Consider the following 23,977-nt stretch of genomic DNA (forward strand, 5'->3'; position numbering starts at 1 on the left):
TCCAAAAGTCGTTTATGCCTGAGTTTATCAGCATGAATGCGATGAGCGGATATGGCCCCTGTCATGGCAATCTTGTGTTGCTAGAGGGCGAATGTGGAAAATGGGCGGTCTCCGAATTCTGGCGATTCCGCCGAGGTGGCATTATGCCTTGGGCAGGACTTGCAGATAAACCGAGTTCGATCCGGTTTTTCCTACAGCATAGACATCGTACTTGGCATTTGGGTTATCCCCCATTCCAAGTGAGCCAGCTGGCATGCCAGGAACCGCGAGCCCCGCTATGTCCGGCGCATCTTTCAACAACTTCTCGACCGCCTCCAAAGGCACATGGCCTTCAACGAAATACGGTCCGACAACAGCTGTGTGGCACCCCTGCATCGCGGCCGGCACTCCGTACTTTGTCTTGATGGAGCTCAGGTCATCCATATCCCGGATGGTGACGGCGAAGTCCGCATTTTGCATTGCTTGGGCCCAGGCTTTGCAACACCCACAATTTGGGTCCTTGTAGACCGTCATTTCAAGCTGGGACGCCCATGCTGGGACGGTCCTGATTGCAACAACGTTCGCGACTGCCGAGCAAATGAATTGTCTCCGGTTCATGCGATAGTTCCTTTCGGTAATGGCAACATAACGCGCTCCATTGTATTCTGCGTTGGTAATGTTTCGTGCGAAAGTGTGGGTTTTGGCAGTTTCCAGCCCTTGACGATGCCGTAGACGGCGGGGATCACGACCAGCGTCAGCAGTGTCGATGATACCATGCCGCCGATCATCGGCACGGCAATCCGTTGCATGATCTCCGATCCCGCGCCCGTGCTCCAGAGGATTGGCACCAAGCCCGCCATGATCGCGACGACGGTCATCATCTTGGGACGCACCCGTTCGACCGCTCCGAACATGATGGCCCTGTTGAGGTCTTCCCGTCCGAATATCCTGCCTTCGGCCGCGGACTTCGCCTTCTCGTCCCGCAGCGCGTGGTCGAGATAGATGAGCATGATCACCCCGGTCTCGGCCGCCACGCCCGCGAGCGCGATGAAGCCGACGGCGACCGCGACGGACGCGTTGAAACCCAGCCACCACATCATCCAGATGCCGCCGACCAGCGCGAACGGCAGGGACAGCATGACGATCATCGTCTCTGTCAGAGCCTTGAAGTTCAGGTAGAGTAACAGAAAGATCAGGGCGAGCGTCAACGGGACGACGATCATCAGCCGTTCCTTCGCCCGTTCAAGATATTCGAACTGACCGCTCCACGCGACGGAATAGCCAGCTGGCATCTCGACGCTTGCCGCCACGGCAGCCTGGGCTTCTGCCACGTAACCCCCGAGGTCGCGGTTGGCGATATCTACAAAGATGTAGACGGCGAGCTGGCCGTTCTCCGTCCTGATGGTCGTCGCACCGCGGGTGAGTTTGACCTCCGCGACTTCCCCAAGCGGGACCGTACCGCCTTCCGGCAAGGAGACCTGAACATCGCGGGCGATCGATTGCGGATCGCTTCGGAACGCCCTTGGGTAACGGATGGCGACCCCGTAGCGCTCCCTGCCCTCGACCGTTGACGTCACCACCTCAGAGCCGAGCGCCATCCCGATCACGTCCTGGACGTCGTCGATCGAAAGTCCGTAGCGTCCGAGAGCCATGCGGTCGGGGATGATGTCGAGATAGTATCCGCCGATGACCCGTTCGGCATAGGCGCTCGACGTTCCGGGCACCGCCTTGAGGACGGTCTCGATGTCACGAGCGAGCTTCTCCATCTGCTTCAGGTCGGTGCCATAGACCTTCACGCCGACGGGCGTCCTGATCCCCGTGGACAGCATATCGATGCGGGCGCGGATCGGCATCGTCCAGGCGTTGGACACACCGGGAAACTGGAGGGCAGCGTCCATCTCCTGTTTCAGGCTGTCAGAGGTCACCCCCGGTCGCCATTCGGACCTGGGCTTCAACGTGATGATCGTCTCGAACATCTCCGTCGGAGCCGGATCGGTCGCCGTCAGCGCCCTACCCGCTTTGCCGAACACGGTTTCCACTTCCGGGAACGACTTGATGATGCGGTCCTGCGTCTGCATCAGCTCGGCGGCTTTTGTCACCGAGAGGCCGGGCAGCGTTGTCGGCATGTACATCAGCGTACCTTCGTCGAGGTTCGGCATGAACTCGCTACCAATATGCTGAACCGGCCAGGCGGTCACGCCGAGGATCACGACGGCTGCGAGGATCGTCAGGCTTTTGGCCTTCAGGACGCCCGCGATGACCGGACGGTACATCCAGATCAACAGGCGATTGAGCGGGTTCCTGTGTTCCGGAACTATGCGGCCCCGGACGAACAAGATCATCAATGCCGGCACCAGGGTAATCGACAACAGTGCGGCCGCCGCCATCGCGAAGGTCTTGGTGAAGGCGAGCGGCCCGAACAGGCGACCCTCCTGAGATTCCAGCGTGAAGATCGGCAGGAACGACACGGTGATGATCAGCAGGCTGAAGAACAGCGCCGGACCGACCTCGCTTGCCGCTTCGATCAGCACTTCCGTCCGCGGCTTGTCCGGCGGCGCGCGCTCGAGATGCTTGTGGGCGTTCTCGATCATCACGATGGCTGCGTCGATCATCGCGCCGATAGCGATGGCGATCCCGCCGAGGCTCATGATATTCGAGCCGAGGCCGAGCGCCCGCATTGCCATGAACGCGATCAGGATACCGATCGGCAGCATGATGATCGCCACAAGCGCACTGCGGACATGGAGGAGGAAGGCAACTGTCACCAGCGCGACCACGATCGATTCCTCGATCAGTGTTGCCTTTAGGGTCTCGATCGCCGCTTCGATGAGTTTCGAACGATCATAGACGGGCAGGATTTCGGTGCCAGCCGGGAGAGTGCTTTGAACAGCCGCCAGGCTCTCCTTGGCGTTCTCGATGACGGTGAGCGCGTTGGCTCCGTCGCGCTGAAGGACGATCCCGCTGGCGACCTCGCCCTCGCCGTTCAGCTCGGTGATGCCGCGGCGCTCGTCCGGAACCAGTTCGACCCTTGCGACGTCCGAGAGACGCAGCGGGACGCCGGCATTCGATTTCAGGACGATGTTCCCGATGTCCTTGATGCCCTGCAGATAGCCCTTGCCCCGAACCATGAACTCGAACTCGGAAAGCTCGATCGTTCGTCCGCCGACGTCGCGGTTGCTGGAGCGCACGGCATCGGCGATATCCGACAGCGACACGTTCTGAGCCTTGAGGCGGGCCGGATCGACGACAATGGAATACTGCTTAACGAAGCCGCCGACGCTGGCCACCTCGGCCACGCCCTCGGACTTGGAGACGGCGAAGCGCACCACCCAGTCCTGAAGCGAACGAAGTTCGGCCAGGGACAGTTCCTTGGCGACGACCGCGTACTGATAAACCCAGCCAACCCCTGTTGCATCCGGCCCGAGGCTCGGCGACACGCCGTCCGGCAGGCGGCTTGCGGCCGCGTTCAAGTATTCGAGGACCCGACTGCGCGCCCAGTAGGGATCGGTCCCGTCCTCGAAGATCACATAGACGAACGAAACGCCGAAGAACGAGAAGCCACGCACCACCTTCGACTTCGGCACGGTCAGCATGGAGGTCGTCAGCGGATAGGTGACCTGGTCCTCGACGACCTGCGGAGCCTGTCCAGGATAGTCGGTGAACACGATGACCTGAACGTCGGAGAGATCGGGGATCGCATCAAGGGGCAGCGTGCGCAGCGCGTAGACGCCGCCCGCGATAGAAAGAGCAGCGCCGACGAAGATCAGGACGAGGTTGCGGGCCGACCAGGCGATGACGTTGGCAATCATGGATTTGCCTCGTCGGCGGTCAGAGCGCTCAACGCGGCATTCAGGTTGCTTTCGGCATCGAGAAGGAAGTTGGCGGAAACAACCACGCGGTCCCCTGCTGCGATACCTTGGGTAATCTCCGTCATGTCTTCGCCTCGCACCCCCAGCGCGACATCCATTGGCTCAAACCTGCCCTCGCCCTTATCAAGGAAGACAATCTGGCGGTCGCCTGTATCGATCACAGAACTGTTGGGAACGGCGACCACCGGATTTCCCGCTCCTGCTTCGATCTCGACCTCGGCGTACATGTTGGACATCAGTTGCCCGACCGGATTAGGAAGCTCTATCCTGACCTTCGTTGTCCGTGTCTGCATTTGGACCTCCGGATAGATGAGGTCGACCGTTCCTTTGAACATCGTGCCGGGCAGATTGCGAACGGTCACGGAGACGGCGGCTCCCATGCGGACGGCGCCAAGCTCGTATTCGGGGACGTCGGCGATCACCCAGAGCTTCGACACGTCAGCAATACGGAACAGAACATCGCCAGCCTCGGCCATCATGCCGCTGACGGCCATGCGTTCCAATACGACGCCATCACGCGGTGACGTATAGGCGATGCTCTGGGGCACTTTCCGCTCCGCCGCGATGCTGGTGATCGTTGCCGTCGGCACGCCCAGATTCTTCAGCCGTAGAGCCGACCCCGTATCTGGACCCGCCTTGCCGCCATTGCGCATCTCGGTTGCATATTCCGCTCCGGCGGCGGCGATCTCCTTCGAATAGAAGTTGAAGAGGTTCTCGCCCTTGATGATCCTGTCGCCCGTCGTGACATCAGCGACTTCCTCGATGAAGGCATCTGCCCGCATCGAGACGATACTGATCATGCGCTCGTCGAGCGTCACGGTTCCGGGCACCCGGATTTTTCGGCTGACGGTTGTCTTTTCGGCGAGCGCAGTCTTCACCCCCGTCCGCTGGAGTTTGCCAAGTGAGACCTTGACGGTGGAGCTGTCACTAACCTCGCCGTCATAGACAGGGAGATAGTCCATCCCCATTGAATCCTTCTTCGGAACCTTGGACGTGTCGGGAAGCCCCATGGGGTTGCGATAGTACAAGATTTTACGTTCGGGTGAGACGGATGCCGTGTCGAGTGACGGCGCGACGGCTCCGGCCGCGCCGAGGCGAATGTCCTCGCTTGCACGGACGGGCGCGAACGGCCGCCCGTCGTCGGTGCTTTTCGGCTCTGCAGAGTATTCGGCCAACCCGTCCGGGTGGCGGTAGTAGATCACCGCTCCCGTTCCTTCGCGTCGCGGCTCCGCCTCTGTGGCCATACCGTTATCATCGACGTACCGCAGCAGGAGTGCACCGACATCGTTTTTCCCGGCCCAATAGCCTGCCCCGCCGACAACCACGGCGAGGGAGAGCGTGGCAATGATGCGTGAGACACTCACGGGATTGCCTTCAAGACGACTTCGCCTTTGACCGTTTCAGGCTCGCCTTGAACCTTGGCAGCGACCTGGAAACGCCATCCCCCTTCCATGGAAAGGTTCGTCGTGAAAGCGTATACGCCCGGCTCCGCAGAGGTGGCTGGGTCCACCGTCGTGGTCATCGTCTCCATACCATCGGGAGCCATGTCCATACGTGTCGTGAAGATGACGGCGTCGGGGACAGTCTTGCCCGTTCGCTTATCGACCAGCCGTATCGACACGGTCGAACCCGGCCCCTGCTTGATCTCGGTCTGGACGGCCTGGAATTCGTAGTTCTGCGCTCCGGCGAAAGAAGCCGTGGCGGTGCTGAACAGCAGTGCGCTTGCGAGGAGCGCGATCCTCGCGTCGAAGGTGATCTGTTTCATGGTTTAATGTCTCATCCGGACGGGTTTGCGACCTCGTCCTCGTTCACTATGGATCGCCATCCGCTCGGAGTGGACGCAGAACTGCGAGCATGCCGGAACGACGACGTGTTCAATGACGTGGGATTAGACTCTTGGAGGACGCACTGGCGGATCGACCAGTGAGGAGGCAACCTCCGCATGTGCGGGAATGAGGAACCGATGGGCGGTCCAGCCGACGTTCAACGACCAGGACTGGGGAAGCGCCAGCTGGCCGACGACCGCAGTTGTGCACAGCAAGGCAAGCGGGCATGATTTACTCCCGCAGTCAGGCTTGATTGGTTTTTGGTCGGGACAGCACGGCATATCGTCAGGCATGTCCATGCCAGCCATACCGTCGATCACGACAGGCCCCGAGGCGGCCATGACACTGTTAACCGCCCCGATGCTCATTGGACCGACGACGATCCCAAGCAGGGCGGTCACGAACAGCAGTCGATGGATGACTTTCATGAGCCTCATGACCGTTACAGTGGCATGGAGCGATCGCCGTTGGAAGGGGTCTCACGAAAATGTGCGGTTGCTGATAGAGCAGGGATCCGAAACTGAAGAGAAGTGTTTGCATTTGAGCGTACATGCTCTCAAGGCATTGTTTGTACGCGCGGCGTACCGCGATATGTAAAATGTTACCTGCGAGGCTCACGGGCCTTGACCCTCCCATCGTTGGAAGCCCCATATCAAGGCAACGACATCGAAAGGAGACATCGAGATGTATGAATTCAACATCCAGAACATGACCTGCGGCCACTGCAAGGGCACGGTCGAAAAAGCCATCAGGGCCGCCGATCCGGCTGCCGTCGCAACCGTAGACCTCGCGTCCAAGAGCGCAACTGTCGAAACAACGCTGGACCCGGCCGTCATCGGCAAGGCGATCCAAGACGCGGGATATCCGGTGTCTTACACGACACGTTGAGTTAGATCAGCGGCCGTCCCTGTTGCTGGGGCGGCCTTAACCCAGGCACTTTCTATCCGAGAAATCTGTTTTACAAATTCCCACGACACCTCTTGACCTTCCCATGATTGGAAGGCCTAACCATCTGAGCAGTTAAGCAAAGGATTGCCCGATGACTGCCATGCCGAAGATCGAAGCCTCCAAGACCTTGCCCGTTCCAACCGATTTCGGGATCGAGGGCATGAGCTGCGCGTCCTGCGTCGTGCGTGTCGAGAAAGCCATCGCCGCTGTTCCGGGGGTCGCTTCCGCCACCGTCAACCTCGCCACCGAGCGCGCAACCATAACTTATAATGAGGTAGTACCAACCGAAGCTGTCCTCCAGGCTATCGAGAAGGCTGGTTATGAACCGAAACTCGAAACCCGCGAGCTCGGCGTCGAGGGCATGACCTGTGCCTCGTGCGTGTCCCGCGTCGAGAAGGCACTGAAGTCCGTTCCGGGTGTGGGACAAGCAACGGTCAACCTCGCGACCGAAAAGGCGACTATTCGTGTCGTCTCCGGAACCTCCACACTCGTCCTTGAGGATGCCGTACGCGCCGCGGGCTATGAGGTGCGCAGAATAACCGCTGACCGCTCCACGGACAACGACGATGATCGTCGAGACCGCGAGGCCAACCGCCTGAAGATGTCGCTGGCCCTGTCCGCCGCGCTGACGCTTCCCCTGTTCGTCCTCGAGATGGGGTCGCATTTCATCCCGGCCCTTCATGACTGGATCATGGTGAACATCGGCATGGGCAACAACCTCGTCATCCAGTTCGTGCTCGCCACCATCGTCCTGTTCGGACCTGGGCTCCGCTTCTTCAGGAAGGGCGTTCCCAACCTGCTTCGTTGGACCCCCGACATGAATTCGCTGGTGGTGCTCGGCACGTCGGCTGCCTGGGGCTATTCCGTCGTCGCGACGTTCCTTCCTGGTATCCTGCCTTCGGGAACCGCCAACGTATACTACGAGGCGGCCGCCGTTATCGTCACGCTGATCCTGCTCGGCCGCACCCTCGAGGCGCGCGCAAAAGGCAAGACCAGCCAGGCGATCAAGCACCTTATCGGACTCCAGGCGAAGACCGCACATGTCAAGCGAGGCGAGGACTTCGTCGAGATAGAAATCGGAGACGTGGCACTCGGCGACATCGTGCGCATCCGTCCCGGCGAGAAAGTCCCGGTCGACGGCCGCCTCGTCGATGGCGGTTCTTACGTGGACGAGTCCATGATCACGGGCGAACCCGTTGCGGTAAAGAAATCCGCTGGCGACGATGTCGTTGGCGGCACGATCAACAAAACGGGGTCCTTCACGTTCGAGGCGACGAAGATCGGTGCGGACACGCTTCTTGCCCAGATCGTCAAGATGGTCGAGGCGGCGCAGGGCTCGAAGCTGCCGATCCAGGCGCTTGTCGATCGGGTCACGGGATGGTTCGTTCCTGCTGTCATTGCAGCCGCTGCCCTCACTTTCCTGGCTTGGCTGCTGTTTGGCCCCTCGCCGGCGCTCACCTTTGCTCTGATCAACGCCGTCGCCGTACTGATCATCGCCTGCCCTTGCGCTATGGGCCTTGCCACCCCGACGTCCATCATGGTCGGCACTGGGCGCGCAGCCGAACTCGGTATCCTCTTTCGCAAGGGCGAAGCGCTCCAGACACTGCGCGATGTCGATGTCGTCGCATTGGACAAGACCGGCACATTGACGAAGGGCAAACCGGAATTGACAGACTTCGTGGTCAGCGACGGCTTCGACCGCGCCGAAACGCTGCGGCTAGTGGCAGGCCTGGAGACGCAGTCCGAACACCCGATCGCCGAAGCCATCGTCGCAGCGGCGAAGGCCGACGGCCTTTCACTTTCCGACGTCTCTGATTTCGAGGCTGCCCCCGCTACGGGGTGAGCGGCCGGATCGACGGCCGGACAGTGCTGGTCGGTGCCGACCGATCCATGACGAAAAGCGGCATCGACGTCTCGGCGTTCTCGGCGCAGGCGGCCGCCTTGGGCGATGCGGGCAAGTCACCGCTCTATGCCGCTATCGACGGCAGACTGGCCGCGATTATCGCAGTGGCCGACCCCATAAAGGACACGACGCCGCAAGCCATCAAGACCCTTCATGCGCTCGGTCTCAAGGTCGCGATGATCACGGGGGACAACAGGCGCACCGCCCAGGCCATCGCCCGCCAGCTCGACATCGACGAAGTCGTCGCCGAAGTCCTGCCGGACGGCAAGGTCGAAGCGGTCCGCAAGCTGCGGAGCGGCGGGCGCAAGGTGGCTTTCATCGGCGACGGCATCAACGATGCGCCGGCCCTTTCGGAAGCCGACATTGGCCTCGCGGTCGGGACCGGAACCGACATCGCTATAGAAAGTGCCGACGTCGTTCTGATGTCGGGTGATCTGAATGGCGTGCCGCGTGCGATTGCCATCAGCAAGGCGACAATCCGCAACATCCGGCAGAACCTGTTCTGGGCCTTCGCCTACAACGTCAGCCTCGTGCCTGTTGCGGCCGGCGTCCTCTACCCGGTTAACGGCACGCTGCTGTCGCCGATCCTCGCCGCAGGCGCGATGGGCCTGTCCAGCGTGTTCGTGCTGGCCAACGCGCTGCGCCTGCGACGCTTCAAAACCGTTTGATGGAAGGAAACCACGATGAACATCGGTGAAGCATCCAAGGCTTCGGGCGTCTCGACCAAGATGATCCGCTATTACGAACAGATCAAGTTGATCACGCCCGCACACCGTACGGAGTCCAGCTACCGCACATACGGCGACAGCGATGTCCATACGCTGCAGTTCATTCGCCGTGCTCGTGACCTCGGGTTTTCGGTCGAACAGATGAAGACGCTGCTGGCCCTGTGGCGGGACCGTTCGCGGGCAAGCTCCGACGTCAAGGCGATCGCGCTTGAACACATCGCGGAACTCGAGCGCAAGGCTGCGGCGATTGCCGCTATGACGAAGACGTTGAAGCATCTCGCCAGCCATTGCCACGGCGATGATCGGCCGGACTGCCCGATCATCGAAGGTTTCGCCGACACCCTGGAGAACATCGGGCCTGGTATGCCATCCAAGTTTGGCCTCGCCAACGTTGTCTAAAATGAATTTGATCAGTCCGTCTTGACCCGAAACGTCGCGTGGCACGACGTGCAAGTCTGAAGCATCATGTGAAAAGCGTGTTCTGCGGGCATCGACGCTGCATCCCTCTCTACGTCTACCTTTCTTGCGAGCGGTCCGCCTCCCATGGCATCTCCCGTTTGCATCCGCGTTTCTGGTCCAAGTGTGTCGGGATTTCGGTCAGCTGCGACAGACAGCGCGGACGCGTAGGTGCCAAGCTCTTTTGCCAGCTTGTCGAACTGTTGGCGGTCGGTTTCAATGCTTGGGCTGGCTTTTGAGCCAGGCGTGGCACCGGAACCGTGGAACAGCGCCGACAGGCTAAGTCCCGAGTGAGCCAGAATGGTCTCGGCGGCCGCTTTGAAAGCTCTCGCGTCATAGGGCGACAAGTCCTTGAACATGGCGTCGATGGACTTGGCGGCGTTTGCCATCGCCTTCATACCGTCCTGTCTTTGGACAACCTTGCCGGGCGCGGCGTTTTGAGCGGTAGCCAAGGAGATCACCGTGCCGAAAATGGCTAGCGGAAGCACAAAAGTTGCCAGTTTCGTCACGCTCGCCTTCAATGCCATGCTACACTCCATTTTCTCGGAGGGTGTTCCTCCAGCTTTTGACTATCTCTTCAGACTCAAGCCCAACCTTTTGGGCATGAAAATGTCCTTGGGCTTCATCAGAATCAACGCAACACTTGCAACAGCACGGTAATATGCTTGGGTACGACGATAGGGACCGAACGCGATCATGATCGCCGTAAGCCAAACCATCCGACGATACGCGAGAAAATTGCTGGCCGCTTTGGTCGCAATTATGGTCCTCGTCGCGCCGATGGCCGAGGCTGCTCCCGAAATATGCGATAACGACTTACCTCAAGCGGTACATGTTGGAATATCCATGGGTGATGTAGCTGGGCAAAATGATCGCCACCATGTAGAGCAGAAGAACTGCTGCAAAAGCCTATGCAGCCTGTGCAACGTCATTCTGCCGCCTTCGAACCCTGGTGTTTTTCATGTAGGTACTGGCCCTCAGAGATCCCTCCATCCTCAGCAGTTAATCACAGGTCTCAGCTACCGACCTGTTCTCGGCCCTCCCTGATCCATTCTCTGAACACTTCCGCTCAACGGCGGTATGATCCTTCGGTTGCCTGCCATAGCTGCACGGCGACCATTCCGGTGGCGATTGTCGAGGCCGCCGTGCTGCGTTTCCTTTCGAAGTCCTGGAGACGAACCAACAGGGAGCTATCTAATGGACGAGCAAAAAAGCCATGAAAGTCACCACAATCATCATCAAGGGCACGGTGCTCAGGCCACGCTCGTGGCCCAAAAGAGTTCAGTGACGGATCAGACGGAGGGCGTAATTTACACATGCCCTATGCATCCGCAGGTAAAGCAAATTGGCCCCGGGAACTGCCCTATCTGTGGGATGACTCTTGAACCGGAAGCAGTCACAACGGATACCGGGCCAAGCGCCGAATATCTCGACATGAAACGCCGTTTCTGGATCGGGCTCGTTCTGTCCGTGCCCGTCCTCATGCTGGAGATGGGTGGACACCTCACCAATCTTCACATGGTGCTTGGTGCCCAGACCTCGAATTGGATTCAGCTTGTTCTGGCTACACCTGTCGTCCTATGGGCAGGCTTTCCATTCTTCGAGCGAGCATGGAAGTCCCTCGTCACTATGCGCCTGAACATGTTCACATTGATAGCAATGGGGACCGGGGTCGCGTGGACTTACAGCGTTGTTGCAACCCTTGCACCTGGTCTGTTTCCCGCCACTTTCCGCTCCGCAGACGGTTCAGTCGCCATCTATTTCGAAGCTGCAGCCGTCATCACGGTGCTGGTGTTGCTGGGACAGGTTCTGGAGTTGCAAGCCCGTGAACAGACCGGTGGAGCCATCCGCGCACTTCTTGACCTTGCCCCCAAGACGGCACGCCGCGTCCGCGACGGTGTCGACGAGGACATCGACCTGGAAATGGTTGTCGTCGGGGATCGGCTTCGGGTTCGCCCCGGTGAAAAGGTCCCGGTCGATGGCAGCCTTATCGAAGGACGCAGTTCGGTTGATGAATCGATGATCACCGGTGAATCGATGCCCGTCACCAAAGAGGTCGGTGCAAAGCTGATAGGCGGGACGATGAACCAGACCGGTGGCTTCGTCATGGAGGCAGGAAAAGTCGGCCGCGATACCATGCTGGCGCAGATCGTCCGCATGGTTGCGGACGCCCAGCGCTCGCGAGCGCCCATCCAGCGCCTGGCCGACGAAGTTTCCGGTTGGTTCGTCCCCGTGGTGATCGGCATTGCCATCGTGGCATTCGTAGCGTGGATGATATGGGGACCAGAACCGCGCTTTGCCCACGGCCTTGTCGCCGCAGTCGCAGTGCTCATCATCGCATGCCCCTGCGCATTGGGCCTTGCGACCCCAATGTCGATCATGGTGGGCGTTGGCCGGGGTGCAGGTCTTGGTGTCCTGATCAAGAATGCCGAAGCCTTGGAGCGTTTCGAGAAAATCGACACGTTGGTCGTCGACAAGACCGGAACCCTGACAGAGGGTAAACCCAAGGTAACGTCCATGGCCGCGATAAATGGGTTCACAGAACCCGAACTGCTGCGCCTGGCGGCAACGCTGGAACGAGCGAGCGAGCATCCACTGGCAACTGCCATAGTCAACGCGGCGACGGAGCGCCAGTTGGTTCTCGGCGTCGCGGAAGATTTCGATAGCCCGGTTGGCAAAGGGGTTACGGGAAGTGTCGACGGACGCAGGCTCATCATAGGCAGCCACCGCATCATGGAGGAAGCTCATATCGATGTCTCGGCTCTTACCAGCCAGGCTGAAGCGATGAGGGGTGAAGGCGCAACGGTAATCTTCATCGCGATAGACGGCCGTGTTGGAGGCCTTTTGGCGATCTCCGACCCGATCAAAACGACGACGTCAGATGCAGTTCAAGCTTTGCTGAAGGCAGGGGTCCGGGTTGTCATGCTGACAGGCGACAACAAGACGACGGCCGACGCAGTTGCGCGAAAACTCGGGATCACCGAGGTCGAGGCTGAAATCCTGCCGGAAGACAAGAGCAAGATCGTCAAGCGTCTGCGGGAAGAAGGCCGGATCGTCGCTATGGCCGGAGATGGAGTGAACGACGCCCCTGCCCTGGCTGCTGCAGATGTCGGTATTGCCATGGGAACCGGCACGGATGTCGCGATTGAAAGCGCGGGCGTCACACTGCTCAAAGGCGATCTTCAAGGGATTGTCCGGGCTCGTGAACTCAGCCACGCGACAATGAGCAATATCCGGCAGAACCTGTTCTTCGCCTTCATTTACAATGCGGCTGGCGTCCCAATCGCCGCTGGAGTGCTCTACCCCACGTTCGGACTTTTGCTGTCTCCGATCATCGCTGCGGCCGCGATGGCGCTTTCGTCGGTCAGCGTCATTGGCAACGCCCTCAGATTGAGGAGCGTACGGATATGAAATGGGATCGCAAATGGACGCTGATTGCTGCGTCGATGGGCGTCATCTTCGCCTTCTTCCTCCTGCGCGAGCACTGGGCGCATGCATTTGGTCTCGCGCCCTACTTTCTCCTGTTAGTTTGCCCCGTCCTGCATCTCTTTCATGGCCACGGTGGTCATGGCCATGGTGTTCACGGCGAGGACCGCCTGGGTAAGGATGAAACACGTTGATGTACGCACACTCCGCACAGGCAGATGTCGAGGTGGCGACGTCGGCTGAACGTCTATTTGACTACATGGACGACCAGGCAAAACCCGGCACGCACATGCAGAGATCGTCGGCCATGATGTTGTGGGGTAGCATGGCATATGAGTTCGACGACGCTCGCGGCCGAAGCGTCGGTTCCGTCATCAAGATGACCGGAAAAGTAGCGGGTGTGAAACTATATGTGGAGGAAGTCGTCATTCAGCGGCAACCGCCGTTTCTAAAAGCCTGGGAAACGATAGGAGAGCCGCGCCTTCTCGTTATCGGAAGCTACCGGATGCGCTTCCAAATTGAGGATAACGGGCGTCTGTGCCGCCTCCACGTTTTTATCGATTACAACTATCCAAGTTCCGTGGTTGGCCGGATCGCTGGGACCTTGCTAGGTGCAATCTACGCAAGATGGTGCGTCAAGCGGATGGCGGCGGCTGCCACGGCAGCATTTTCGGCGAAACTCGGTCCGGACTGACGCAGCGCAGTCGCGATGGCGAGGGCGATGGGCGCATCAACGAGAGCGGCCTGCTTTGAGGAGAAGACGATGCTCGATAGACGTAAGTGGACACCTTCAGCTCTGCTACTGACGATGACGGGGATCGTCGTGGTCGGCATCGGGATTTATTTTGTTCTCTTTCGCCCACCGCTGCTGCCAGAGGACGTGCGTTACATGCAGTTGACCGAAGGGGACCTGTCGGCGGTCGGGCCCAGCTTGAGAGATTGGCTTGGGTTTGTCTTTGCGGTCCTTGGAGGCTTCGTGATGGGAACGGGTATTCTTATGATGACGCTTGCCGCGACGGCCTACCGCTCCCGAGAGCCCATAGCAGCGTTCGGTGCCATACTTGGAGGCGCGGTTTCGATTGGAACGATGACAGCCGTCAATTTCGCGATCAACTCCGACTTCAGGTGGGCACTGCTTGGTCTCTTCGCCCTTTGGGCCGCGAGTTTGATCGCCTATTGGTTTGAAGGGGCAAAGGCCTGATGAAACTCCGGTTGGGGGAGAGCACGGATGAGAGTGTGCTCTCCCCCAACTTTTCAAGCCGCCATTTTTGTGCAGCTCTCCGCACAGCGACGGCAAGCCGCTACACACGACTCCATGTCCCCGACGCGCTCACAATCCTCGGCGCACTGAGCGCAGATTTCGGCGCACTCGCGGCAGACGTGCTTGTGATGCTCGGAACCGAGGAGCATGAAATGCGCCGAGGTCCGGCAGATTTCCGCACAGGCCATCATAAGCTTGAAGTGCTTCGGCTCGGTATGTTCGCCGCCCGTTTCGAGGCAGTGTCCCATGGCCATCGATAAGCACTCGCGGTAGCAGGCGAGACAATTGTCGATGCATGCTTTCATTTCGTCTGAAAGGTGATGCATGTTCGTTCTCCCTTCCTACTTCGCTTCCTTGTCGAGCCACTCAGTCATCTCTGCGATTTCCTTGGTCTGGGCATCAATGATCTTCTGAGCCGCCTTTTTAGCCCATTCGTTGTCGCCATATTTCAACTCGACCTCCGACATGCTGATCGCGCCCATATGATGGGCGATCATTCCGCAGACAAAAGCAACGTCGGCGTCCTTCTTCATCATGCCCTGCATCATGTTCATGTGCATCGGCTTCATGCCTTCCATTGATGCCTTCTGGTAGTCGGTCATCATGTCGCCCATGCCCATGTCACTGGACATCATATCCATCTTCGACATGTCCATCTCGGACTTGCACTTTTTCGGATAGGCCATCTCCGCGAAAGAGGCGGTTGGCATAATGGCAAGTATTGAAAGAGCGCCTACTGCAGCGAGCGAATATTTTACGAGGGTTTTCATCTCTGTTCTCCTGATTGGATTCACATATTTGGATTCAGCAAATCAGCTTAGGAGCTTTGGAGGGGGATGGAGTGCACGCACGAGCAGGAACGGACTAAGTTCGTTCAGGATCGGCGTAACCAGTCGGGGGACGACTGCATTCGCATCGGCACACGGCGGCTCTGCCAGAATCGGGCAGCAGTGCAGATTGGTGCAGCAACCGGCATGATGAACGGATGTTGGATTGCGGTGGCCGGGCTCGGTAATCGACGGGCAATTGTAATTGGCGCTGAATTGGCCAGCCGCCGCGCCGTGGAGGTTCACCACCATGAAGCACAGGGCCGCAATTCGCACCAGGCGGTAAAATGTGCTCAACAGAGGCATTGGAGACGCAATTCCTTTCGCCTTCAACGCATGTTCCAGAAGAATGTTCCCGTTTCCGCTGGGTCTGATACCTCAGAACCCCAAGGCTGAGGTTGTCCCGAGCGTCAGCGCCGCGAGGACAAGATAGCGGCCGGTCTTTGCGACTGTAACGAGTATCAAGAAGGACCACAGCGGCTCACGCAATACTCCGGCTATCACCGTCAGCGCATCCCCGAACAGGGGCATCCAGGACAATAGCAGCGACCATCGGCCATACCGCCGATACCAACCACTGGCTCTTTCTAGCGAAGGTTTCTTCACCGGAAACCAAGCCCTGTGCTGAAAACGATCAATGAACCGGCCGAGGACCCAATTGCACACTGCTCCCAGAATGTTCCCGACACTTGCGACGATGAGGAGACCCGGCACGGAGAATTTACCCGAAACGAGCAAGCCAATGAGGATCGGTTCGGACTGAAACGGCAGGACTGTGGCCGCTCCGAAGGCAACCAGGAAAAGTCCGATATAGGCCGTTAAGCTACTCACTGAATGTAACCCGCATATCCCCCATAAATTCCACACTCCCCTTTAAAGTCCTGTTGACCTTGCCATCGTTGGAAGCTCTACAAGGTTTCTTCGTGGTGCATCGGTGGGATGTTCCTTGTGCAGCGCCACATAATCGACGCGAATCATCGGCTAGATGAAGCTCGTAATTGACAACTTCCGGGCTGATGGTAGTCCTCGGGCATGGGTATGTATCGAATCACATTGGCAAAAATGCTGGTTCTGCTTCGGTTGGTGATCATCGCATCACTGGCTGGATACTCATTGCCTGCTGCTTCGGCAGCAATGCATGGGTCGATAGCGACATCGACGACCGTCCCATCTGACGACCACCACGAGATGACAAACGGCGACCACGTCCATGGAGACGAAAGCGCTTATCCAGATGACATGCAGAAAATTGCGAAGCAGGAGTGCTGCAAAGACTTCTGCTTGAGTTTTGCGATTGTCGCGACCGCCGATGTGGACGTTGGCCCCGTCGTGATGGATTCCCTCCGCAAATTCATCAACGACAATCGTGTCGTCGGCGAACTCGTGCCGCTGCATCGCCCTCCGAATATCTGAATAGGACACGCCCGTCCTTGCGGGTCTGAACGTGCGTAGGTGGGTGTGATTGCCCACTGCGCCGCAGCCATCTCCTATTCGGATTACACCATGAAACCTATATTTCTGGTGGTTGCCTTGCCGCTCCTTGTGAGCGGTTGCGCTGCCACGTTGCCTCCTGAAGTCATTGCTTCGGGCGACCTTGCCGACCTCCCGGTCGACGTTCGTCCCGTCCGATACCAAAGCCCCGTTACGGGCTACACGCACCGCGTCCCGGTCGATCCAAAACCGTGGCGAAACCAGAACGACGCACAGGCTCCTGAAGGAGACGCGTCATGACGATCACCAAAGTCAGACTTGCGGCGGTGCTCACTCTACCGCTCATTCTCGGCGGATGCGTCTCCGCAGCGGAATATTCCGCCACAAACGCCGGGTTTTCGTCCGTCTCCGCCAAGACGGTCGAGGCAACTGGAAAAGACACCGTCTGGATCCAGAACCAACACGATGCCCAGGCGGTCTCTGGTCGCGTGAAGACCCTGCTCTCAAAGAAAAACGTCGACGTCGAGACAGCGGTGCAGGTCGCCCTCCTCAACAACAAGGGCCTCCAGGCAGCCTATGCCGATCTCGGGGACTCTGCTGCGGATGCGTGGCAGTCGACCATGCTCGTGAACCCGACAGTCGAGGTCGGATTGATCGGGATAGGCACGCCAGGGCTTGAAGCTTACAAAACCGTCGAAGGCGTGATCGCTACCAACCTCCTGGCGCTCGCCACTCATAAACGGAATGTCGAGATTGCCGATACCGGGTTCCGGAAGGCCCAGCTCAATGCAGCCCTGCAGACCTTGCAACTCGCCGCTGATACCCGGCGTGCGTGGATCACCGCCGTTGCCTCGTGGGAAACGGTCGCCCAACTTAACCAGGCGCAGGCTGCGGCAGACGCTGCTTCGGACCTTGCACAAAAACTCGGCGAAACGGGTGCGCTGACCAAGGGCGGCCAGGCCCGCGAGCACGTATTCTATGCCGAACTGGCGGGTCAGACGGCAAAGGCCAGGCTTGAGGCCCGGCTCGCGAAAGAAGAGCTGACACGGCTCATGGGGCTTTGGGGATCGGACGCCGATTACCAGATTCCCAATCGCCTGGCACAGCTTCCGAAGGGTTTGATCAAGCGAGACCTGATCGAGGCGGAGGCCCTGCAACGGCGCGTTGACCTGCAGATGGCCAAGCTCGATCTCGACGCCACGGCCAAGTCCTACAACCTGACGGAAGCGACGCGCTACGTGACCGACCTCGAAATCCTGACCGGGTTCGAGACCGAGCGGGAACTGGAGGACGGCGAGAAGAACGTCGACACGACCGGCAACGTTGCGCTGGAGTTCGTCATCCCGATCTTCGACAGCGGCAAGGCCCGGATGCGCAAGGGCGAACTGGCCTATATGCGATCCGCGAACTTGCTGGCGGAAAAAGCAGTCAACGTTCGTTCCGAGGCGAGGTCCGCCTACCAGGCCTATCGCTCGAACTACGACATTGCCCGTCATTACCGCAACAGCGTCGTGCCCCTGCGCACCAAGATCGAGGAAGAATCCCTCCTCACCTACAACGGCATGATCACCAACACGTTCGAACTGCTCGCCGACAGCCGGGAGAAGGTCAACTCGATCCTCCTGGCGGTCAACGCAAAACGCGATTTCTGGTTGGCCGAAGCCAATCTTGCGCCTGCCATTTATGGCGGCGGCGCGGGGGCAGCAGGTGGTGAGACGGAAGTCGCAGCGGCTGCCGAAAGCGGCGGCGGCGGTCACTAAGAAAGGACACACACATGTTCAACAGAAGACAGATACTTGGCGCAAGCGCCGCACTGGTATCGACCGCCGCCTGGGCCAAGACCTCCAACATGGGCCTGCCTGAGGCCGCGATCATGGAATCCGCTGACACCCAGACGCCTGTCCGCCCCACATCGGGACCGGACTACACCCCAGTCGTAACCCTGAACGGCTGGACGCTACCGCATCGCATGAACAACGGCGTCAAGGAGTTCCATCTCGTTGCAGAGCCCGTCGAGCGCGAGATGGCCGAAGGCATGACAGCGAACCTCTGGGGCTATAACGGCCAGACCCCTGGTCCGACCATCGAGGCGGTCGAAGGTGATCGCGTCCGCATCTTCGTCACCAACAAGCTTCCGGAGCATACAACCGTCCACTGGCACGGAATGATTCTCCCTTCCGGAATGGATGGGGTTGGGGGACTTTCGCAACCACACATCCCGGTCGGGAAGACTTTCGTCTACGAGTTCGATCTCGTGAAGTCGGGCACGTTCATGTACCACCCGCATTCCGACGAGATGGTGCAGATGGCGATGGGCATGATGGGAATGTTCGTCATTCACCCCAAAGACCCGAAGTTTATGCCCGTGGATCGGGACTTTGCCTTCCTCATAAACGCATATGACATCGAACCCGGTGCGTATGTGCCGCGCATTATGGAGATGACCGACTTCAACCTGTGGTCTTGGAACAGCCGCATCTTCCCAGGCATCAGTCCGCTCGTCGTCTCCAAAGACGATCGCGTCCGCGTGCGTGTGGGCAACCTGACCATGACGAACCATCCGATCCACATGCACGGCTACGACTTCGAGGTCACCTGCACGGACGGGGGCTGGGTGCGGCCGGAAGCCCGCTGGCCGGAGGTCAGCATCGACATTCCCGTCGGCGCGATGCGGGCCTACGAGTTCGACGCCAAGTACGTCGGCGACTGGGCGATCCATTGCCACAAGTCGCATCACACGATGAACGCCATGGGCCATGACGTCCCGACGTTCATCGGCGTCGACAAAAAAGATGTCACCGAGAAAATTCGTAAACTCCGGCCCGAATACATGCCCATGGGCACAGCGGGCATGGCGGATATGGGCGTGATGGAAATGGAAATTCCGGAGAACACGATCCCCATGATGACGGGCTGGGGGAAACACGGCCCCATCGAAATGGGCGGCATGTTCTCCGTCGTCAAGGTTCGCGAGGGAATCGCGGCCGACGATTACACCGATCCCGGCTGGTACGAAAACCCGCCCGGAACCCAGGCTTGGGAATGGACGGGCGAATTGCCCGACACGATCAAGACCAAGGACGCAAGGACGCAGATCACGCCGAAATCGATGAAACACGGCTGATCGCGCAGACCACCTCCCAAACCAATACAAAGGAAAATGAAATGGACAGACTGACACTTGGACTGATACTCGCCGTTCTCGCCAACCCTGCCTTTGCAGATGGCACGCACTCCGGAGGCGACAACGCGATGGCAATCGGCGAGCCGGGCGACAAATCCAAGGTAACGCAGACAATCCGGGTGACGATGAAGGAAACGGACGACGGTAAAATGCTGTTCGTGCCCAATAAGTTCGAAATCAAAAAGGGCAAGACAGTCCGTTTTGCGATCAAGAACGTCGGCGAGCTTGATCATGAGTTCATTCTCGATGAACAAAAATCGAACCTTGAGCATAAGGCCGTCATGGAAAAGTTCCCGGAGATGGAACATGACAATCCGAATGCCATCAGTTTGGCCGCAGGCAAGTCCGGGGAGATCATTTGGAAATTTACTAACGGCGGGTCGTTCGAACTGGCTTGCCTGAAGCCGGGACACTACGACGCCGGTATGCGCGGCGATCTGACCGTTTCGGCAAAGTAACCTCACTAGAAAGGGAATGAACTTATGAACCTAGCTTTGAAACTTGCTCTCGCCGCAGCTTTGTCCGTGGTGACAGCCTACGGCGCGTTTGCCGCCGAATTCACCAAGGGCACCGTCAAGAAGGTCGACGCCAAGGCGAAGAAGGTCACCCTAATCCATGAAGAGTTGAAGGACCTGGAAATGCCAGCGATGACCATGGTCTTCCGCGTCAAGGATGAGACGATGCTGGAGAAACTCAAGGAAGGCGCGAGCATCGAGTTCGTCGCCGAGCGCGTCGAGGGCAAGCTGACCGTCACGGAAATCAAGTAACGCGATCGGGCCGAGCCTTCCAAACGCTCGGCCCGTCCAACCTCATCCTTCAGATCGACAGTTGTCGATCGTGCCGACCTGGATCAATGAATCAAAAATCATCGCCCTTCAGCAGCAGTGCGTCGACGCGGGAAATACGGTCGGCCTCGCTGCGGTTTGTCGTCCTTGCAATCCTCTTCGCCAACTTGGTGTTCGGCGACGACCTCGCCAGTTTTACGACCCATGTCTTCGTGAGTCTGGTTTATCTGGTCGTGGGCGTCGCATCTGTCGCGGCGGCCGTCTATTTCCCGAAACAGAGGCACCTCGGCACCACATTCGTGATGCTCGATGCGGCACTCGTCGTCGTCGTTCTCTATGAACACATTCTGGCTAGCCCGATCACGGAAGACCACAATCTTACGACATCGAGCCTGGTCGTATCCTTCATCCTTCTGAACCACGTCGCCCTAAAGCTCGACCGGAGGCTGATCGTCTTGTTTTCGACGATAGTGGTGTCGGCATGGGTAATGATGCTTGCCGTGATGGCGCTTCGTCACCACTCCAGCATCCCAGGGACAATGCTCTCTAACTTCTTCAACCAGGACCTCGGTCTGACGTTGAGTTTCGCTTTCACCGCGCTGGCAGTGTATCTGTTGGCTCGCGATCACGACCGAACCATCAGGCAAGCTTTGAGGATCGAGGAGAAGCGAATGAACCTGTCGCGTTTCTTCTCGCCAAGGGTCGTCGCCGATCTTCAAACCGCCAGCGCCAGGCTAGACCTTGAGCGGCGGGACGCGGCGATCATGTTTGTCGACATCCGCGACTTCACGTCATATGCGGAAACTGCTTCCGCACCCGAGCTGGCCCGCGTCCTCGGCGGGTATCGGCACATCGTCGCCGGCACTGTGTTCGCCTATGGCGGGACTGTGGACAAGTTTATCGGCGATGGCGTGATGGCGGTGTTCGGGCAACCGAGGCCGAAGGCGGACGATGCGCAGCGAGCATTGGCGTGTGCGTTGGCTTTGACCGCGGCACTCGACGACTGGCGCAACGACAACATCGGCAAGGGTGGCCCCCGTTTGGATGTGGGGATCGGCTTGCACTATGGCACGGTTCTCGGCGGCGTTCTTGAAAGTGGCTTCCATGACGAGTTCACCGTGATCGGAGACGCCGTTAACGTCGCCCAACGCCTCGAGTCGCTGGCGAGTATTTTGAAATCGCCACTCGTGGTGTCGGAGCGCATGATCGAAGAAGTCCCGAATATGTTTGGGGCCAATGAATGGGTGTACAGAAAGGGCGTCAATATCACCGGTAGGAAAGCGTCGCTCAACATCGCCTACATTCGTCGCGCTGCCGATCTCGCATCGACTGCCGCCTATGAAACCGGGGATATACATACCGATTTCCAGAGGTCTTCTTTCCAGTCGCTTCTGGCGACACCATTGGTTGGAACGTAAACCGCGCCACCAATGAAGACCTTGCCTAGGCCGTCGCATTTCACACGAACGTCGTGGCTTCCCCGGTCGATGTACCTGACCGATCCCGCGCTATCGAATTCGGTCAGGCCGACGGTCACATCGAAGTCGTAGTCTCGGACAAGCGATGTCTGCAGCGATGTCACAGTTAGATTGACGGTAACGTCGTCCTGGAAATACGAAACGTGAAATGGCGGCCGTTCTGCGGCCTGTGCCGCAAACACGGATGAGATAACTGCGGCAGGAAGTAGGAAGATCGCACGGCTCCACATTGACCCCTCCCAAGGCAAGCGAAGAAAACAGTATAACACCAATCAAACGAGGCGACGTTATTTATAACAGATGTGCGAGCGGCGGTCGAAGATTTGCTATGCGCCGCAATTCGTCCGTCAGTTTGGATGTAACGTCCACAGCTAGCCCGTGGTTGATTTCAACAATCGCGTGCCTCGGTACTCACCGCCAAAATCCTTAAAGGTCAGGTCGGTGTTGTACTTGCCAACGATTAATCTTGCCATCCAGTCGCCAAATTGGAGGCTTCGCGACCGAAAACAAAGCAAACCAGATGCTCGACGAGCCCCTGTTTGTAGTCAGCACCAATAAATCCGGTATGTCATACCACCAGAACCGGGGCAAAGCCGCCGCCTGGCGTCCTGAAATTGGTAGTCTGGCCCTGGTAAAGCCGAGCGGCCGAGAGCAGCATCTTGCCATCGTAAGTATAGAGCCGCACGTCCATCTTGCGCGATGCGGGTGCTCCATCGATCTCGATCATGCGGTGCCCGGGTGCGGCAAAGGCTTGAGCCACGTAGCCACCTCGGGCGATCTCGGCCCACACCCCTTTCGTCACCTTGTCGCCGCGGTAGACGGCCTTGCTGCCATGGCCCGAGAATGGCTTGAAGAACATGTCCTTTCGAGACCGCCAAAGAAAGTCCGCATTGTCGGGCGTGACCAGAACGGTCCGCGGAACACCGGCAAGACGCAAGCGCATATCTGCAGACAGCCCAACGGCTTCCAGCGCGGCCGGATCGGACAACAGTGTCAGATTGCGCTTGGCCGCAAGAAGCGCATAGTTATACGGACTGGGCGTAACCACCACCGAGCCGTCTCGATACGCCGCGCTGAGTGCTGCATGCTGCGGGCGGTCCAGCGCAAAATCGACCAGGCGATTATAGACGAGGTCGATCTCTTGGCCGGCGAGCCGGAGCCTGCCGCCATCATAGTGCAGTTCGCTCGCGTCGCCAATCACGGCGTCGATACCGTGCTTCAGCAACAATTGTCTGGCAAGCACGAATTCAGGATAGAGATATTGCTCCTCAGGCCGATCATCGACGATAGCGATTCTTCGTGGCGAACCGGCGCCGCGCTGGCGGCGCCATTCGTCACCGAACATGGCAACAACCCTGGTTTCGAAATCATCGTCTCTGGCGACTAGAAGCCCCTGTTCGAGTTCGGCGCAGCAGGCCTTCTGAGCTTTGGCCAGCAGCGCATTGAGAAACGCACCGCCGGCATTGGTGTTCACTTCGATCAGCTTGGGACCATCACTATCGAGATGGAAATCGTAACCCATTAGCGCGCCAGCGGGGCCGAAATCCTGTTGCGAGATTTCGGGGGCCCAGGCGAGGACGGTGTCGCGGTAGCCCGGCAATTTTGTCGCTGCCTCAATGGCATCCACAATCCCGCCCATCTCTGCTATGGCGGACCTGGAGAGGAAGACCGGGACATTGGAAAACAGATGCGACCGTGACTTGATGAAAGCTTCATAGAAGCCGGTGTCGGCGGCCTCGTGATCCAGCGCCGCCCCAAGTGCGGCGCGGTCGAGGGTAATGCAGAAGCAATTCCGGTTAAACCGTTCTGTCGCGGAATGGCTGGCCTCTGCCAGACCGGGATCCTTGACGTTCATGTCTCGTCCTCGCCTGCTGTT

General features: G+C 58.8%; 25 protein-coding genes. 15 read left to right on the top strand and 10 right to left on the bottom strand.

Translation table 11 applies throughout. The features are described from left to right. Window positions 1-141: 141 nt before the first annotated feature. The 5 genes from ACT6VE_RS20295 to ACT6VE_RS20315 form a co-directional block, all read right to left on the bottom strand. The gene (locus tag ACT6VE_RS20295) at window positions 142-597 is read right to left on the bottom strand and encodes a DUF411 domain-containing protein (protein WP_428411782.1); all 456 of its coding nucleotides are present in this window, start codon (window positions 595-597) and stop codon (window positions 142-144) included. Beyond that, window positions 594-3,788 (bottom strand): efflux RND transporter permease subunit, encoded by a 3,195-nt coding sequence (locus ACT6VE_RS20300; RefSeq protein ID WP_444800259.1) that lies wholly within the window; start codon window positions 3,786-3,788, stop codon window positions 594-596. The genes ACT6VE_RS20295 and ACT6VE_RS20300 overlap by 4 nt, the downstream gene beginning before the upstream one ends. Continuing rightward, a complete protein-coding gene (locus tag ACT6VE_RS20305; protein ID WP_444800260.1) occupies window positions 3,785-5,212 on the bottom strand; it encodes an efflux RND transporter periplasmic adaptor subunit in 1,428 nt (475 codons plus the stop codon). Before ACT6VE_RS20305 ends, ACT6VE_RS20300 begins: the two co-directional genes overlap by 4 nt. Beyond that, window positions 5,209-5,613: a FixH family protein gene (locus ACT6VE_RS20310; RefSeq protein ID WP_428411778.1), complete on the bottom strand. Its 405-nt coding sequence runs from the start codon at window positions 5,611-5,613 to the stop codon at window positions 5,209-5,211. The genes ACT6VE_RS20305 and ACT6VE_RS20310 overlap by 4 nt, the downstream gene beginning before the upstream one ends. A 123-nt stretch (window positions 5,614-5,736) precedes the next feature. Further along, window positions 5,737-6,102 (bottom strand): hypothetical protein, encoded by a 366-nt coding sequence (locus tag ACT6VE_RS20315; RefSeq protein WP_428411777.1) that lies wholly within the window; start codon window positions 6,100-6,102, stop codon window positions 5,737-5,739. 256 nt (window positions 6,103-6,358) lie between these two features. Here ACT6VE_RS20315 and ACT6VE_RS20320 point away from each other — a divergent pair, with 256 nt between their 5' ends. From ACT6VE_RS20320 to cueR, 4 genes are all read left to right on the top strand, one after another. Further along, window positions 6,359-6,562 (top strand): heavy-metal-associated domain-containing protein, encoded by a 204-nt coding sequence (locus tag ACT6VE_RS20320; RefSeq protein WP_428411775.1) that lies wholly within the window; start codon window positions 6,359-6,361, stop codon window positions 6,560-6,562. Between the two features lie 151 nt (window positions 6,563-6,713). Beyond that, window positions 6,714-8,465 (top strand): heavy metal translocating P-type ATPase, encoded by a 1,752-nt coding sequence (locus tag ACT6VE_RS20325; protein WP_444800261.1) that lies wholly within the window; start codon window positions 6,714-6,716, stop codon window positions 8,463-8,465. A 47-nt stretch (window positions 8,466-8,512) separates the two neighbouring features. Next, window positions 8,513-9,193 (top strand): HAD-IC family P-type ATPase, encoded by a 681-nt coding sequence (locus ACT6VE_RS20330; protein ID WP_444800262.1) that lies wholly within the window; start codon window positions 8,513-8,515, stop codon window positions 9,191-9,193. A 15-nt stretch (window positions 9,194-9,208) separates the two neighbouring features. After that, window positions 9,209-9,652 carry a Cu(I)-responsive transcriptional regulator gene (cueR, locus tag ACT6VE_RS20335; RefSeq protein WP_012653056.1) on the top strand — a complete coding sequence of 148 codons (444 nt, stop codon included), beginning with the start codon at window positions 9,209-9,211 and terminating at the stop codon, window positions 9,650-9,652. A gap of 11 nt (window positions 9,653-9,663) precedes the next feature. Here cueR and ACT6VE_RS20340 read toward each other — a convergent pair whose 3' ends face one another. Further along, complete coding sequence (locus ACT6VE_RS20340; protein WP_444800263.1) at window positions 9,664-10,236, bottom strand: c-type cytochrome; 573 nt, start codon at window positions 10,234-10,236, stop codon at window positions 9,664-9,666. Window positions 10,237-10,906: 670 nt separating this feature from the next. Between ACT6VE_RS20340 and ACT6VE_RS20345 the strand changes: the two genes are divergently transcribed. The 4 genes from ACT6VE_RS20345 (at window position 10,907) to ACT6VE_RS20360 (ending at window position 14,336) form a co-directional block, all read left to right on the top strand. Next, a complete protein-coding gene (locus ACT6VE_RS20345; RefSeq protein WP_444800264.1) occupies window positions 10,907-13,120 on the top strand; it encodes a copper-transporting P-type ATPase in 2,214 nt (737 codons plus the stop codon). Next, window positions 13,117-13,329 carry a DUF2933 domain-containing protein gene (locus ACT6VE_RS20350; protein ID WP_092938584.1) on the top strand — a complete coding sequence of 71 codons (213 nt, stop codon included), beginning with the start codon at window positions 13,117-13,119 and terminating at the stop codon, window positions 13,327-13,329. The genes ACT6VE_RS20345 and ACT6VE_RS20350 overlap by 4 nt, the downstream gene beginning before the upstream one ends. Continuing rightward, window positions 13,329-13,829 carry an SRPBCC family protein gene (locus ACT6VE_RS20355; RefSeq protein ID WP_428411924.1) on the top strand — a complete coding sequence of 167 codons (501 nt, stop codon included), beginning with the start codon at window positions 13,329-13,331 and terminating at the stop codon, window positions 13,827-13,829. The genes ACT6VE_RS20350 and ACT6VE_RS20355 overlap by 1 nt, the downstream gene beginning before the upstream one ends. A gap of 69 nt (window positions 13,830-13,898) precedes the next feature. Beyond that, window positions 13,899-14,336, top strand: coding sequence for a hypothetical protein (locus ACT6VE_RS20360; protein ID WP_444800265.1), 438 nt, complete (start codon window positions 13,899-13,901; stop codon window positions 14,334-14,336). Between the two features lie 53 nt (window positions 14,337-14,389). Here ACT6VE_RS20360 and ACT6VE_RS20365 read toward each other — a convergent pair whose 3' ends face one another. The 3 genes from ACT6VE_RS20365 to ACT6VE_RS20375 form a co-directional block, all read right to left on the bottom strand. Continuing rightward, window positions 14,390-14,722, bottom strand: coding sequence for a four-helix bundle copper-binding protein (locus ACT6VE_RS20365; RefSeq protein ID WP_444800266.1), 333 nt, complete (start codon window positions 14,720-14,722; stop codon window positions 14,390-14,392). A 15-nt stretch (window positions 14,723-14,737) separates the two neighbouring features. Further along, the gene (locus ACT6VE_RS20370) at window positions 14,738-15,166 is read right to left on the bottom strand and encodes a DUF305 domain-containing protein (protein WP_444800267.1); all 429 of its coding nucleotides are present in this window, start codon (window positions 15,164-15,166) and stop codon (window positions 14,738-14,740) included. A 435-nt stretch (window positions 15,167-15,601) separates the two neighbouring features. Then, window positions 15,602-16,054 carry a YqaA family protein gene (locus ACT6VE_RS20375; RefSeq protein WP_444800268.1) on the bottom strand — a complete coding sequence of 151 codons (453 nt, stop codon included), beginning with the start codon at window positions 16,052-16,054 and terminating at the stop codon, window positions 15,602-15,604. Window positions 16,055-16,255: 201 nt separating this feature from the next. Between ACT6VE_RS20375 and ACT6VE_RS20380 the strand changes: the two genes are divergently transcribed. The 7 genes from ACT6VE_RS20380 (at window position 16,256) to ACT6VE_RS20410 (ending at window position 22,041) form a co-directional block, all read left to right on the top strand. Further along, complete coding sequence (locus ACT6VE_RS20380; protein ID WP_444800269.1) at window positions 16,256-16,636, top strand: hypothetical protein; 381 nt, start codon at window positions 16,256-16,258, stop codon at window positions 16,634-16,636. A 90-nt stretch (window positions 16,637-16,726) separates the two neighbouring features. Further along, window positions 16,727-16,954 carry a hypothetical protein gene (locus ACT6VE_RS20385; RefSeq protein ID WP_092938688.1) on the top strand — a complete coding sequence of 76 codons (228 nt, stop codon included), beginning with the start codon at window positions 16,727-16,729 and terminating at the stop codon, window positions 16,952-16,954. Continuing rightward, entirely contained in the window at window positions 16,951-18,414 is a 1,464-nt protein-coding gene (locus tag ACT6VE_RS20390) for a TolC family protein (protein ID WP_444800270.1), read from the top strand. The genes ACT6VE_RS20385 and ACT6VE_RS20390 overlap by 4 nt, the downstream gene beginning before the upstream one ends. A gap of 14 nt (window positions 18,415-18,428) precedes the next feature. Further along, entirely contained in the window at window positions 18,429-19,778 is a 1,350-nt protein-coding gene (locus ACT6VE_RS20395; protein ID WP_444800271.1) for a multicopper oxidase family protein, read from the top strand. 41 nt (window positions 19,779-19,819) lie between these two features. Further along, entirely contained in the window at window positions 19,820-20,296 is a 477-nt protein-coding gene (locus ACT6VE_RS20400) for a cupredoxin domain-containing protein (protein WP_444800272.1), read from the top strand. A 24-nt stretch (window positions 20,297-20,320) separates the two neighbouring features. Further along, window positions 20,321-20,605, top strand: coding sequence for a copper-binding protein (locus ACT6VE_RS20405; protein WP_444800273.1), 285 nt, complete (start codon window positions 20,321-20,323; stop codon window positions 20,603-20,605). 86 nt (window positions 20,606-20,691) lie between these two features. Further along, the gene (locus tag ACT6VE_RS20410) at window positions 20,692-22,041 is read left to right on the top strand and encodes an adenylate/guanylate cyclase domain-containing protein (RefSeq protein ID WP_444800274.1); all 1,350 of its coding nucleotides are present in this window, start codon (window positions 20,692-20,694) and stop codon (window positions 22,039-22,041) included. Between the two features lie 628 nt (window positions 22,042-22,669). On the opposite strand, the gene ACT6VE_RS20415 is transcribed toward ACT6VE_RS20410, so the two are convergent. After that, a complete protein-coding gene (locus tag ACT6VE_RS20415) occupies window positions 22,670-23,956 on the bottom strand; it encodes a hypothetical protein (protein WP_444800275.1) in 1,287 nt (428 codons plus the stop codon). Window positions 23,957-23,977 lie beyond the last annotated feature (21 nt).

The organism is Shinella sp., assembly GCF_052438155.1.
GTDB lineage: Bacteria > Pseudomonadota > Alphaproteobacteria > Rhizobiales > Rhizobiaceae > Shinella.